Source organism: Pseudomonas sp. 3B-A001-10F, assembly GCF_056313565.1.
In genome coordinates this window covers 1-13,841 of sequence record NZ_JBQYFW010000048.1, presented here as the reverse complement: position 1 = coordinate 13,841, position 13,841 = coordinate 1, and the positions used below count along the sequence as shown (strand labels likewise).

13 protein-coding genes are annotated in these 13,841 nt (G+C 58.8%); 8 read left to right on the top strand and 5 right to left on the bottom strand.

Annotated features, from left to right (window positions below; genetic code table 11):
- Nucleotides 1-72: 72 nt before the first annotated feature.
- From AC0ZWN_RS27225 to AC0ZWN_RS27210, 4 genes are all read right to left on the bottom strand, one after another.
- Nucleotides 73-468 (bottom strand): DUF1090 domain-containing protein, encoded by a 396-nt coding sequence (locus AC0ZWN_RS27225; protein WP_476337455.1) that lies wholly within the window; start codon nt 466-468, stop codon nt 73-75.
- A gap of 97 nt (nt 469-565) precedes the next feature.
- Nucleotides 566-2,242 (bottom strand): NAD-dependent DNA ligase LigB, encoded by a 1,677-nt coding sequence (gene ligB, locus AC0ZWN_RS27220; protein ID WP_476337453.1) that lies wholly within the window; start codon nt 2,240-2,242, stop codon nt 566-568.
- A gap of 230 nt (nt 2,243-2,472) precedes the next feature.
- On the bottom strand, nt 2,473-3,663 hold the full coding sequence (gene metK, locus AC0ZWN_RS27215; RefSeq protein WP_093429865.1) for a methionine adenosyltransferase: 1,191 nt from the start codon (nt 3,661-3,663) through the stop codon (nt 2,473-2,475).
- 18 nt (nt 3,664-3,681) lie between these two features.
- Nucleotides 3,682-4,677, bottom strand: a complete 996-nt coding sequence (locus AC0ZWN_RS27210) for an ArsR/SmtB family transcription factor (RefSeq protein WP_093429866.1) — start codon at nt 4,675-4,677, stop codon at nt 3,682-3,684.
- Nucleotides 4,678-4,936: 259 nt separating this feature from the next.
- On the opposite strand from AC0ZWN_RS27210, the gene tkt reads away from it, so the two are divergent.
- The 8 genes from tkt to AC0ZWN_RS27170 all read left to right on the top strand — a co-directional run bounded on the left by tkt (nt 4,937) and on the right by AC0ZWN_RS27170 (nt 12,984).
- On the top strand, nt 4,937-6,934 hold the full coding sequence (tkt, locus tag AC0ZWN_RS27205) for a transketolase (RefSeq protein ID WP_093429867.1): 1,998 nt from the start codon (nt 4,937-4,939) through the stop codon (nt 6,932-6,934).
- A gap of 150 nt (nt 6,935-7,084) precedes the next feature.
- Nucleotides 7,085-8,137, top strand: a complete 1,053-nt coding sequence (gene epd, locus AC0ZWN_RS27200; RefSeq protein WP_476337450.1) for an erythrose-4-phosphate dehydrogenase — start codon at nt 7,085-7,087, stop codon at nt 8,135-8,137.
- 12 nt (nt 8,138-8,149) lie between these two features.
- Entirely contained in the window at nt 8,150-9,313 is a 1,164-nt protein-coding gene (locus tag AC0ZWN_RS27195; protein ID WP_007913753.1) for a phosphoglycerate kinase, read from the top strand.
- A 34-nt stretch (nt 9,314-9,347) separates the two neighbouring features.
- Nucleotides 9,348-9,569 carry a hypothetical protein gene (locus AC0ZWN_RS27190; protein ID WP_007913756.1) on the top strand — a complete coding sequence of 74 codons (222 nt, stop codon included), beginning with the start codon at nt 9,348-9,350 and terminating at the stop codon, nt 9,567-9,569.
- Between the two features lie 57 nt (nt 9,570-9,626).
- The gene (locus AC0ZWN_RS27185; RefSeq protein WP_008081029.1) at nt 9,627-9,959 is read left to right on the top strand and encodes an MliC family protein; all 333 of its coding nucleotides are present in this window, start codon (nt 9,627-9,629) and stop codon (nt 9,957-9,959) included.
- Nucleotides 9,960-10,243: 284 nt separating this feature from the next.
- On the top strand, nt 10,244-11,308 hold the full coding sequence (gene fba, locus AC0ZWN_RS27180) for a class II fructose-bisphosphate aldolase (RefSeq protein WP_008081027.1): 1,065 nt from the start codon (nt 10,244-10,246) through the stop codon (nt 11,306-11,308).
- 157 nt (nt 11,309-11,465) lie between these two features.
- The gene (locus AC0ZWN_RS27175) at nt 11,466-11,717 is read left to right on the top strand and encodes a helix-turn-helix transcriptional regulator (protein WP_099759367.1); all 252 of its coding nucleotides are present in this window, start codon (nt 11,466-11,468) and stop codon (nt 11,715-11,717) included.
- Nucleotides 11,710-12,984 (top strand): type II toxin-antitoxin system HipA family toxin, encoded by a 1,275-nt coding sequence (locus AC0ZWN_RS27170; RefSeq protein ID WP_476337446.1) that lies wholly within the window; start codon nt 11,710-11,712, stop codon nt 12,982-12,984. The genes AC0ZWN_RS27175 and AC0ZWN_RS27170 overlap by 8 nt, the downstream gene beginning before the upstream one ends.
- A 61-nt stretch (nt 12,985-13,045) precedes the next feature.
- On the opposite strand, the gene AC0ZWN_RS27165 is transcribed toward AC0ZWN_RS27170, so the two are convergent.
- The gene (locus AC0ZWN_RS27165; RefSeq protein ID WP_476337444.1) at nt 13,046-13,408 is read right to left on the bottom strand and encodes a DUF6124 family protein; all 363 of its coding nucleotides are present in this window, start codon (nt 13,406-13,408) and stop codon (nt 13,046-13,048) included.
- Nucleotides 13,409-13,841: the final 433 nt, after the last annotated feature.

The window sequence follows — 13,841 nt, the reverse complement described above, 5'->3', positions numbered from 1 at the left end:
AAAGATCGCAGCCTGCGGCAGCTCCTACCCTGATCAATGTAGGAGCTGCCGCAGGCTGCGATCTTTTGATTTTTACTTATCGATTTCGTCCAGCGCGTCCTGAAGTTCTTTGCGCGATTCGGCGAGTTTGTCTTTGCGCTTGTTGATCTTCTCTGGATCGCCTTTCTTCATCGCCTTGTCGAGATCAGCCTGGCGCTTGCTCACTTCGTGCTTGGCGTCGAGCACCTTGTTTTCGCGTTCTTTCTTCAGGCCCGCGTCGGTGCAGTGTTCGATCACCTCACGCAGGGCAGTTTCCAGGCCTGCCTGCTGATCAGCGTTGCCGCGCGACTTGGCCTGTTCGATCTGGTTCATGATGCCTTGCTTCTTGGCCGCGCAACCGGTCAGGCCCGGGGCGTCTTCGTCGGCCATGACAGGGGCGGCCATCACGCCACAAAGGGTCAGCATGGCGAGCGGTGCGAGAAATTTCATAAAAGCTCCATGTGCAAAGGCAATCGGGTCGGGGCGGCACTGCGCTGTTGGAGCGCCTCGGTGGTGGTTGGGTTCCCGGGGTGCCGGGATTGCGTGCTCAGAAACCGTCGATGCCGGCGTTCCGCAAGGTATCGCTCAAGGCTAACACCTGCGGGTCGCGGAAGAAGGCGCTCAATTGCGCTGCGCGACCGGGGCCGATACCGGGTTCTGCCTGCCATTGTTCGGTGTCTCGTTGTGCCAGCGCCTGCCATGAATCGGGGAGTTGTGCCTCACCGCTTGGCGGCAAACCCAAAGCCTTGAGCCACTGAGCGAAGGGCCGTTGGCGGGCGCTGTGAAAACTGTGCATCAGGCGGGCGCTGCTGCGTTCGCCAAAGCCGGCAATGTTAGCAAGCTCCGGCTCATCAAGGGTCAACCAATCCAGCAGGTTATTCAGGCGGCCTGTTTCGAAAAGTTTCTCCCAGGTGCCGCGACCGACATGCTGCATCGCCAGTCCCTGCTTGCCACTGAGCCAGGTCAAGCGGGCGAGAAACTGGCTTTCGCAACCAGGGGTAGGTTGCCAGCAACTCAAGGTATGGAAGTCGTCGGCGTTGGGGAGGTTGATCTCTGCCCGCTCGGCGGTTCGCAGCACGACGCCGTCGAGCCGGGGAATGGTCAGGCCGGCGAGGCTGATGGCGACCTGATCACCAGGACGAATATCCAGTGCCTGCCAGCGTTTTAGCGAACTGGCGCTGACCCGTTTTATCTCTCGGTCATCGAGCCTGACCGGGTTCAGCTCGATCACCGGGGTGATGCGCCCGGTGCGCCCGATCTTGAAATTAACCTTGCGGACTTCGGCCAGTACCTGCGCGAATGGGTATTTCCAAGCGATGGCCCAGTAGGGAGCACGTGCCTGCCAGCGTTCGGCGGGTGGGCGCTGACCCTGACGCAGAACCACGCCGTCGGTTGCGAAGGGAAGGGGTGAGCGATACCAGTGATCGCGCCATTTCTGCGCCTCTGCGAGTTCGCTGACCGGTTGGCTGTAAGGTTCCGTCGTGGCGAAACCCAGAGTCGCCAATCCGGTTATTCGCTTGGGCAAGTCCAGGGGGCTTTGCGGCCAGTCCCAGGCGAAGAATCCGATTCCGGCGGCTTGTTCTGTATTCAGGAATTTACGCCCCATCAATCCGGCGATGGTGGCGCGAGCGTTGACGCTGCCGGATTTGGCTTGCACGTGTTCGTTCAAGCGCCAATAAAGTTCGCCTTGTACCAGCAGGTCCAGCGGTTGCGTCAGGCGTTGCGGAATGGCGGCGATCTTTTGCGCTGATGGCGTCCAGTCCTGGCCCCGAATCCCGTCACCACGACTGATGGCCTGATGCAGAACGCCTGCGCGGTAAATCAGCGTCACCGCGACGCCGTCGATCTTGGGTTGTACCCAGACATCCCGGCGGTCGCGTAGCCACGCTTCCACGGCGGCTGCTTCGTGTAATTTATCCAGGCCGGTATGGGCGATGGGGTGGGTGATTGAACCTGAGGCGGTGCGCAGTGGCACAGGTGCGGGTGGCAGATCGAAGCAGCGCTGCCACTCAGTTAAGCGCAGACGTGACTGATCGTAGAGTTCGTCGGCAATCAGCGAGCGGCCTTCGCGGTGATAGGCGTCGTCCCATTGGTTGATCTGTTTTTGCAGGGCGGTGATTTCGCTTTTTGCTTGAGTAGCTGGCCATTTCGGGCAATCGGCGTGGGCGTTGAGGGCCGTACAGGCCACGAGGAAAACAAACAGCAGGCGCAGCGTGACAAGCATGGTGAGCGTCCTTGCTCAGGGGGAATGCTTGAAGGTTAGAAGACAATCTGGAGCGTGGTAGACGGGGTGTTTTGCGGGGTGTGTCTGGCCGGAAATTGATGTCGGTTCGGCTGGCCCCTTCGCGAGCAAGCTCGCTCCCACAGGGGGGCGAGTTCAAAACTGTATTTCAGGCATGAAAAAGCCCCGCACGGGGCGAACCGTGCGGGGCTTTTTTGTACCGCCAGGGAGTCTTACAGACCAGCAGCAGAACGCAGGGCGTCCGCGCGGTCGGTTTTTTCCCAGGTGAACGTGGTGAAGGTGTCTTCGCCAACGGTCTTGGTCTCTGACGCGCGACCGAAGTGGCCGTACGCTGCAGTTTCCTGGTACATCGGGTGCAGCAGGTCGAGCATAGTGGTGATTGCGTATGGACGCAGGTCGAACACTTCGCGGACCAGTTTGACGATCTTGTCATCGCTGATCTTGCCGGTGCCGAAGGTGTTCAGCGAGATCGAGGTAGGCTGAGCCACACCGATCGCGTAGGAAACCTGAATCTCGCAACGCTCGGCCAGGCCGGCCGCGACGATGTTCTTGGCCACGTAACGGCCAGCGTAGGCCGCCGAACGGTCAACCTTCGATGGATCTTTACCGGAGAACGCGCCACCGCCGTGACGGGCCATGCCGCCGTAGCTGTCGACGATGATCTTGCGACCGGTCAGACCGCAGTCACCTACCGGGCCGCCAATGATGAACTGGCCGGTCGGGTTGATGTGGAACTGGGTGTCTTTGCTCAGCAGTTCGGCAGGCAGCACGTGCTTGACGATCAGCTCCATCACGCCTTCGCGCAGGTCTTTGTACGACACTTCAGGGTTGTGCTGGGTCGACAGAACAACCGCGTCGATACCAACAACCTTGCCGCCTTCGTAACGGCAAGTCACTTGCGACTTGGCGTCCGGGCGCAGCCAAGGCAGCAGACCCGATTTACGGGCTTCGGCCTGGCGCTGCACCAACTGGTGCGAGAAGGTGATCGGCGCTGGCATCAGCACGTCGGTTTCGTTGCTGGCGTAGCCGAACATCAGGCCCTGGTCGCCGGCGCCCTGATCTTCAGGCTTGGCACGGTCAACACCCTGGTTGATGTCTGGGGACTGCTTGCCGATGATGTTCATCACGCCGCACGTCGCGCCGTCGAAGCCGACTTCGGAGCTGGTGTAGCCGATGTCGCAGATTACGTCACGAACGATCTGCTCCAGGTCGACCCAGGCGCTGGTGGTCACTTCACCGGCAACGATGGCCACGCCGGTCTTGACCAGGGTTTCCACGGCAACGCGTGCGTGTTTGTCCTGGGCAATAATGGCGTCCAGCACCGCATCGGAAATCTGGTCGGCGATTTTGTCCGGATGTCCTTCGGACACGGACTCGGAGGTGAAGAGGGAGTATTCGCTCATCTCGATGTTTTCCTGAATTTACCGATGGTGAGTGTCGCCAGCCGGTCGCTGAAAATGGCGGACCTGGATCTGGAAACCATTACGTAAGCCTACATAGAGGCTTTCCCCGGGAACGAGTCCCGCAGCGGTGGCCCAACGGGCCAAATCGTCCTGTTCAAACCCCAACCACAGATCACCGCAGGCCTCCCTGGCCCAACTCTGGTTGTGGCTACATAACTCTGTCACGAGCAGGCTACCGCCCGGTTGCAGCAGGTTGGCCATATGCTTGAGTGCGTCGGCCGGCGCGGCGAAATGGTGCAACACCATGTTCAACACCACGCAATCGGCCGTAAGGCTTGTGCCATTCAATGCATCGGCCAATTGCAGGCTGACGTTAGCCAGCTGTTCACGTTCACATACCTGGCGCGCCAGTTCGAGCATCGCCGGGCTGTTGTCCAGCGCGGTTACGGTGCCGAAGCGACGGGCCAGTTCCGGCAAAAAAGCACCATCGCCGGGGCCGACTTCAATGGCCGTGGCTGCACCATCGAAGTTCAGTTTGTCGAGCAGGGCCAGCACGCTGTCACGGTACTGCGGCAGGCCTGCGATCAAGTCTTGCTGGGCACGGAATTTTTCCGCCACCCGGGTGAAAAAGTCCTGACTGGCGGCGGCACGTTGGCCGTGAACCTGTTCGATGCGCGCTTGCACGTCGTCAGGCAGTGCCAGGTTGTCGACTTCTTCTAACAATGCAGCGTGCAGCTTGCCGCCGAGCAATTCGGTGTGGGGCAGGGCGCGGCGATAAAAGATCGCGTTGCCTTCGCGGCGCGTCGCCACCAGGTCGGCTTGTGCCAGTACCTTGAGGTGGTGACTCATGCCGGACTGACCAATGCCGAAAATCTGCGCCAGCTCCAGCACGCCGAACGAATCGTTGGCCAGCGCGCGCAATACATTCAGGCGCAGCGGATCGCCGCCGGCCTTGCACAGGGCCGCCAGCTCGTCGCAATCGTCATGGCGAATGGAAGGCACGCGTAAGTTCATAGGGCTGGCAGTCTAGAGAGGGGGGCAAATCATCGCAAGGCCAATATCAAAAAGTTTTGATATTGCTCGATAAATGGCACTTCTCCCGAAACGGTTAACTCTACAAACGAACAGCGGAAAGGTTTCACCTACCGAAACCACTGCTATCCATTGGAAAAACGCCTCCGGATGACTATCTGTCATTGCCCCGAGGCGCTCCGGTGAGGGAAAATGCCCTCCTTTTTTCCGTTTCAATCTATTCACACCCAGGAGATCAGCGATGCCTAGCCGTCGTGAGCGTGCCAACGCCATTCGTGCCCTCAGCATGGATGCCGTGCAAAAAGCCAACAGCGGCCATCCCGGTGCCCCTATGGGTATGGCAGATATCGCCGAAGTGCTTTGGCGCGACTACCTCAAGCACAACCCGAGCAATCCATCGTTCGCCGACCGTGACCGCTTCGTGCTGTCCAACGGCCACGGCTCGATGTTGATCTACTCGCTGCTGCACCTGACCGGTTACGACCTGTCGATCGAAGACCTCAAGCAGTTCCGTCAGCTGCACAGCCGCACCCCAGGCCACCCGGAATTCGGCTACACCCCGGGCGTTGAAACCACCACCGGCCCATTGGGTCAGGGTCTTGCCAACGCCGTCGGTTTCGCTCTGGCAGAAAAAGTCCTGGCAGCGCAGTTCAACCGCCCAAACCACAACATCGTTGACCACCACACCTACGTTTTCCTGGGTGATGGCTGCATGATGGAAGGCATTTCCCACGAAGTCGCATCCTTGGCTGGCACTCTGGGTCTGGGCAAGCTGATCGCTTTCTACGATGACAACGGCATCTCCATCGACGGCGAAGTCGAAGGCTGGTTCACCGATGACACGCCGAAGCGTTTCGAAGCCTACAACTGGCAAGTGATCCGCAACGTTGACGGTCACGACCCGGAAGAGATCAAGACCGCCATCGAAACCGCGCGCAAGAGCCCGCTGCCGACCCTGATCTGCTGCAAGACCACCATCGGTTTCGGTTCGCCGAACAAGCAAGGCAAAGAAGACTGCCACGGCGCTCCACTGGGTGATGCGGAAATCGCGCTGACCCGTCAGGCGCTGAACTGGAACCACGGCCCGTTCGAAATCCCGGCCGACATCTATGCCGAGTGGGATGCCAAGGAAAAAGGTCGCGCGGCCGAAGCCGAGTGGGATCAGCGTTTCGCTGCCTACTCCGCTGCATTCCCGACCGAAGCCAACGAACTGGTGCGTCGTCTGAGCGGTGAGCTGCCAGCTGACTTCTCGGAAAAAGCTTCGGCTTACATCGCTGAAGTTGCGGCCAAAGGCGAAACCATCGCCAGCCGTAAAGCCAGCCAGAACACCCTGAACGCGTTCGGCCCGTTGCTGCCGGAACTGCTCGGCGGCTCCGCTGACCTGGCCGGTTCCAACCTGACCCTGTGGAAAGGTTGCAAAGGCGTCAGCGCTGAAGATGCCAGCGGCAACTACATGTACTACGGCGTGCGCGAATTCGGCATGACCGCAATCATGAACGGCGTGACCCTGCACGGCGGCCTGGTGCCTTACGGCGCGACCTTCCTGATGTTCATGGAATACGCCCGCAACGCCGTGCGCATGTCCGCGCTGATGAAGAAGCAAGTGATCCACGTCTACACCCACGACTCCATCGGTCTGGGCGAAGACGGCCCGACGCACCAGCCGATCGAGCAACTGACCAGCCTGCGTACCACACCGAACCTCGACACCTGGCGTCCAGCCGATGCCGTTGAATCGGCAGTGGCCTGGAAAAATGCGCTGGAGCGCAAGGACGGCCCATCGGCGCTGATCTTCTCGCGCCAGAACCTGCAGCACCAGGAACGCGATGCCGGCCAGATTGCCGACATCAGCCGTGGCGGTTACGTGCTGAAGGACTGCGCAGGCGAGCCTGAGCTGATCCTGATCGCCACCGGTTCGGAAGTCGGTCTGGCTGTTCAGGCGTTCGACAAGCTGACCGAACAAGGTCGCAAGGTGCGTGTGGTTTCCATGCCGTGCACCAGCGTTTTCGATGCTCAGGACGCTGGCTACAAACAAGCCGTGCTGCCGTTGCAGGTCAGCGCGCGTATCGCGATCGAAGCGGCACACGCCGACTTCTGGTTCAAGTACGTGGGTCTGGAAGGTCGCGTGATTGGCATGACTACTTACGGCGAATCGGCTCCGGCTTCGGCACTGTTCGAAGAGTTCGGCTTCACCCTGGAAAACATCCTGGGTCAGGCTGAAGAACTGCTGGAAGACTGATCCAGAAAAGATGTCGTCTGAGCTGACGCCTTCGCGAGCAAGCTCGCTCCCACATTGGAACGCATTTCCCTGTGGGAGCGAGCTTGCTCGCGAAAGCGTTGGTTCGGGCAACATCGCACTACCCGATTCACCACGGTAATCGAGAACCCCATGCCTCAACCGCGTCCCTTCAAAGTTGCACTCAACGGCTACGGCCGCATTGGTCGTTGCGTCTTGCGTGCGTTGTTTGAGCGAGGCGAGAAAGCCGGGTTTGAAATTGTCGCGATCAACGATCTGGCGGACATGGCCAGCATCGAATACCTGACACGCTTCGACTCCACCCACGGCCGTTTTCCGGGCGAGGTGCGAGTAGAAGGCGATTGTCTGCATATTAATGGCGACTGCGTGAAGGTCCTGCGCAGTGCCACCCCCGAAGGCATCGATTGGGCGTCGCTGGGCGTCGATCTGGTGCTCGAATGTTCCGGTGCCTACAACACTCGTGAAGACGGCCAGCGCTTTCTCGACGCTGGTGCGCCGCGTGTGCTGTTCTCGCAGCCAATGGCCAGCGAGGCGGATGTCGACGCCACCATCGTCTATGGCGTCAATCAGGACTGCCTGACCGGCGACGAACTGCTGGTGTCCAACGCCTCCTGCACCACCAACTGCGGCGTGCCGCTGTTGCGCTTGCTCGACAAGGCCATTGGCCTCGATTACGTGTCGATCACTACGATTCACTCGGCGATGAACGATCAGCCGGTGATCGACGCCTATCACCATGAAGACCTGCGCCGCACGCGTTCGGCGTTCCAGTCGGTGATCCCGGTGTCCACTGGTCTGGCGCGCGGTATCGAGCGCCTGCTGCCGGAACTTGCCGGGCGAATTCAGGCCAAAGCCGTACGCGTGCCGACGGTCAACGTGTCCTGCCTCGACATCACGATGCAGACCGCCACCGCGACCGATGCCAATGAGGTCAACCGGATCCTGCGCGAAGCCGCCACCGGCGGCCCGCTCAAAGGTCTGCTCGCCTATACCGAGTTGCCGCACGCTAGCTGTGATTTCAACCATGACCCACATTCGGCCATCGTCGATGCCAGTCAGACCCGTGTTTCCGGCCCCAAGCTGGTGAACATCCTGGCCTGGTTCGACAACGAATGGGGTTTTGCCAACCGAATGCTGGACGTAGCAGAACACTATCTGCAAACAGCAACTTCAAAAAAACCGTAGGAAGTGCGACCCATGACCGTGTTGAAGATGTCCGACCTCGATCTGCAAGGTAAGCGCGTATTGATCCGCGAAGACCTCAACGTCCCAGTCAAGGACGGTGTTGTCACCAGCGATGCGCGTATCCTGGCTTCGCTGCCGACCATCAAGCTGGCCCTGGAAAAAGGCGCGGCCGTGATGGTCTGCTCGCACCTTGGCCGTCCGACCGAAGGCGAGTTCTCCGCCGAGAACAGCCTCAAGCCTGTCGCTGACTATCTGAGCAAGGCCTTGGGCCGTGAAGTGCCGCTAGTGGCCGATTACCTGGGCGGCGTTGACGTCAAGGCCGGCGACATCGTGCTGTTCGAAAACGTGCGCTTCAACAAAGGCGAGAAAAAGAACGCTGACGAACTGGCCCAGCAATACGCCGCCCTGTGCGACGTGTTTGTGATGGACGCTTTCGGCACCGCTCACCGCGCCGAAGGTTCGACCCACGGCGTGGCCAAGTTCGCCAAAGTCGCTGCCGCAGGTCCGCTGTTGGCCGCTGAACTGGATGCACTGGGCAAAGCCCTTGGCGCACCGGCTCAGCCAATGGCTGCCATTGTTGCCGGCTCCAAGGTGTCGACCAAACTCGACGTGCTGAACAGCCTGAGCCAGATCTGCGATCAACTGATCGTCGGCGGCGGCATCGCCAACACCTTCCTCGCGGCGGCCGGTCACCCGGTCGGCAAGTCGCTGTACGAACCGGATCTGCTCGACACCGCACGCGCCATCGCTGCCAAAGTCAGCGTGCCACTGCCGGTTGACGTAGTGGTTGCCAAGGAATTCGCCGAAACCGCAGAAGCCACCGTCAAGCTGATCGCTGACGTCGCTGCCGACGATATGATTCTGGACATCGGCCCGCAAACCGCAGCCAACTTCGCCGAACTGCTGAAATCGTCGAAAACCATTCTGTGGAACGGCCCGGTCGGCGTGTTTGAATTCGACCAGTTCGGTAACGGCACCAAAGTGCTGGCTCAGGCCATCGCTGAAAGCTCGGCGTTCTCCATCGCCGGCGGCGGCGACACCCTGGCCGCGATCGATAAATATGGCGTGGCTGAGCAAATCTCCTACATTTCCACCGGTGGTGGCGCGTTCCTCGAATTCGTCGAGGGCAAAGTGCTGCCAGCCGTAGAAGTCCTGGAAAGCCGGGCCAAGGCCTGAGGCCGCCCGTTTGGCCAGGCAAAGGAGTGTTTACATGGTCAAGTCGTTAGCACTGTTGTTGCTGACCGGTACGCTGGCGGCCTGCGGGAGTAACCCGAAGGCCGAAGCCACGCCGGCGCCGAGCGAGTCGCAGAAGGGCTGTTATCAGGCCGACTGGCAGGCCGAAACCAACCCGGTGCTGAACAAGCGCTCGGGCCCGGACGGTCTGGACAAATACGAGACGCAAACCCCGGCCAAGGAACATGGTTGTCCTTGACGGGTCTGACTCTTTAACTCAGGGCTGGCGGCGTGCGCCGTCAGTCGAGGAACACGGATGAAAGGCTTGATCGCCATTGCGGCGTTGGCATTGTTGGGCGGTTGCGCGCAGTTGAACCTGTTTCAGTCTTCTGCCCCGGCGGATAACTGGACGACCTGGACTTGCGACAGCCAGGCCAAAGTGCTGTGGCGCTACGCCGATGCCGGCCAGAAGGAAGTCGACGTTCGACTGGGTGGCGGTGATCAGGTCTATCGCCTGAAAGAAGAGCCGGGTGCCTCGGGCACGCTGTACAGCGACGGCATGCTGGCGTTTCACGTCAAGGGAGAGGAAGGCCTGGTGTACTGGGTCGCCACCAATGACCTGATCGGCCGCGGCTGCAAGGCTGAATAATTGCAACAACGCAGGCCCAATGTGGAAATAGATCCAACTGTGGGAGCGAGCTTGCTCGCGAAAGCGGTGGATCAGCTTGCATCAACGTTGACTGTTGAAATGCATTCGTCGGATCGCCGCCCGGAGCAAGCTCGCTCCCACAGGGGTCTAAGCAGTTCTGAAGAATTGGCTTTATCGAATCACCAGACCGGGCCTCAACCCCCGATCTGCAATCACTTGAATAGCCGCCGCCGCTCCGGCAGGCTGGCACGATTAACGACCCTCAACCGGGAGAGACACACACAATGGCACTTATCAGCATGCGCCAGATGTTGGACCACGCAGCCGAATTCGGCTACGGCGTTCCAGCCTTCAACGTCAACAATCTTGAGCAGATGCGCGCCATCATGGAAGCCGCTGACAAGACTGACTCCCCGGTGATCGTTCAGGCTTCGGCCGGCGCTCGCAAATACGCCGGCGCGCCTTTCCTGCGTCACCTGATCCTCGCCGCGATCGAAGAATTCCCGCACATCCCGGTGTGCATGCACCAGGATCACGGCACCAGCCCTGATGTCTGCCAGCGCTCGATCCAACTGGGCTTCAGCTCGGTGATGATGGACGGCTCGCTGGGCGAAGACGGCAAGACCCCGACCGACTACGACTACAACGTCCGCGTTACCCAACAAACCGTAGCCATGGCTCACGCCTGCGGCGTTTCGGTAGAAGGCGAGCTGGGCTGCCTGGGTTCGCTGGAAACCGGCATGGCCGGTGAAGAAGACGGCATCGGCGCTGAAGGCGTTCTGGATCACAGCCAAATGCTGACCGACCCGGAAGAAGCCGCTGACTTCGTCAAACGCACTCAGGTCGATGCCCTGGCCATCGCCATCGGCACCAGCCACGGCGCCTACAAGTTCACCAAGCCACCAACCGGTGACGTGCTGGCGATCGACCGCATCAAGGAAATCCACAAACGCATCCCGAACACCCACCTGGTGATGCACGGTTCGTCCTCGGTGCCACAAGAGTGGCTGGCGATCATCAACCAGTACGGCGGCGACATCAAAGAAACCTACGGCGTACCGGTTGAAGAAATCGTCGAAGGCATCAAACACGGCGTGCGCAAGGTCAACATCGACACCGACCTGCGTCTGGCATCCACCGGTGCGATGCGTCGCCTGATGGCCACCAACCCGAGCGAATTCGACCCGCGTAAATTCTTCGGCGCGACTGTTACTGCAATGCGTGACGTGTGTATCGCTCGTTATGAAGCGTTTGGTACTGCCGGTAATGCTTCGAAGATCAAACCGATCTCGCTGGAAGCGATGTATCAGCGTTATCTGAAGGGTGAGTTGAACGCCAAGGTTAACTAAGCCTGAGCGTTGAACTGCTTTAAAAGAAACCCGCCGTGAGGCGGGTTTTTTGTGGGTGAAATGTTTGGTAGCGATACTTGGAAATCCGCACTTGAAATGTCACCTATAGTGAACTTTAATAATTTTTATCAGCTTAAAGTCCGGTATAGGTGACATTTTGATCCTGAACAATCCTGCGATTTTCGCCGAACGCATTCGTCAGCTGCGAAAAGCCAAGGGCTATAGCCAGCTAATGCTGGCGCACAAGGCCAAATGCAGTCGCAAGACCATCATCGATCTTGAGGCCGGTGAAAACGTCGCTTTTTATACCGTGTTCCGGGTGATTGCCGCGTTGGGCATGGCGCTTGAAATCGTTGACAACCGAATCGATCTCAAGTCGCTCGCCGATCTGGTAGAGCATGATGAATAAGGTCAAACGACTCAACGTCATGACGCCGCAAGGCTGCGCGGGCGAGCTATCCAAAGGTTCGCAGTTCTCGTTTGCCTACCAGACGGCAGAAGCGTCTCGGGAAGTCTCGTTGGTCATGCCCTATGACCCTACGCCCGCAGTGAGCAATGTACTGCACCCAATATTTGATATGAATGTGCCCGAAGGTTTTCTGGCCGATCAGATCAAGCGCCGGATGGCCAAGCATATGCAGGTCGATGAAATGCGCCTGCTATCGGTCATTGGCGGTAATCAGATTGGGCGCCTTACTTATGAAAATCCGACTGAGCCCTCTACCGCTGTGCGCGCACAGGTCGGTCTGCAAGACATTCTGTCTGCCGACGCCTCTCAGGGTGTTTTCAACTTTCTGGTTGAAACCTACTTCGAGTCGGGTATTTCCGGAGTGCAGCCCAAGGTACTGGTGCCCGACCTGGACAAACTCACCGGTAGCCGAAAAACCATGCTTAGCTCCGATCTTATCGTCAAATCAGGAGCCGAGGAGTATGAGCACTTGGCCCAGAACGAGTTTCTGTGTCTGGAAGCGGCGAGGCTGGCAGGATTGGAAACGCCACCGTTCTGGCTTTCCGAGAGCGGTGAGCTGTTTGTCATGGAGCGGTTTGACCTGACGTCGTCCGGCCGGCTCGGCTTCGAAGACATGGCGGTACTGTTGGGTCTTAACAAAGATCCTCACGACAATTACAAGTATTCGCAGAGCTATGAAACCCTCGCGGCTGTCATCCGCCAGGTATGTCGCCATGCCGAACCGATACGAGAACTGGAGCGATACTTTTCCTCTGTCTGCCTTTCGGTGATGGTGCGCAATGGCGATGCACATTTGAAGAACTTCGGCGTGATATACACGCAGCCCGCGGCTCCAGAAACCGTGCAGTTGGCCCCGATTTACGATGTTACAACCACCACGGTCTATGAAAATTACAACCCGAAGTCAGGGCGTTCACTGGTTGACCGTACCCTGGCAATCAAAATGAATAAAACCAAAGACTACCCGGATCGCCAGCAACTGATCGAGTTCGGTCGCAAACACTGCGCGGTGGATAGGCCGGCATTGATCATTGATCGGATAGCTGAGGCAATGAGTCAGGCACTGGCTGCTCATCGGTCCCGAGTGGATGCTGAATTGTTTGTGGGGATGCAACGCGAATGGGATGCCGGGCGTACAGTTGCCTTGAATGATTCGGTTGGGTCGGGGTTGAAGCTTAAGCCTGTATTGGGAGATAGCAACGGTTAGCTACGCTTTAGCGCTTATTGCTATTCAGGAACCCGCCGCGAGGCGGGTTTTTTGTGGACGATTATTCCTTCAGTTCAACGTGATCCAGTGCCTGATTCACCGCCAATTCACCGAGCATGACCACTTGCGCAATGCCCAGGGCAGTCTTGCGGTGTGAGGTGTCGAGCGTGGCGGCGAAGTTGTTGAGCATTTCGCTGGCTGAACCCAGGGTTTCACTGGCGTTGGCCAGTAGCGATTCGGTGTTGTACTTCGGGTTGGCGAGGTACATGGGCTCGGGTTTGTGCGTGCTGGCCATGATGAAGGCGGACGGTTTGAGGTAATGGTCGAGGGCGCGCTCGGCGGCGTCGTTGAGTTTTTTGGAATCGAGGGATTCGTAAGGGGATGCGAGATCTGTTTCTGGCGGGTGTGGCGTTGATTTGATCATTAGCTGAAAACTCCTGATGGAGCCGCTTCGTCTTCTCTACTAAAAGAAGGGTGGCAGCTGTGCGCAGGTTAGTAGACCGGGGAGTATTCAGCATTGACCGGCGCGCCGAAGCGCCCTGCACACAGCCACCATCAAGTCGGACAGCAATCACCGACGGATGCGCTTTGCACAAAACTGAAAAACACCACGGGCTACTAAACCCGATCACTGGAAATCAGTGACGCGAATCAAGTTACCGACGGCCCGCCAGGCGCACAAGCCGGCGGATTCTGGCGTAGTGGTAGGCAACGACGCAAGCTGTTGTAGGCATCCGGAAGTAACCGCCGACAGATCTAAACAACACCGTTTAAAGGTAGGATCTGCCGAAGGCTAGGGCCGCGATCGGACGATCTTTTGATCGTGTTTTTGCTTCTAAAAAGACAAAATCAAAAGA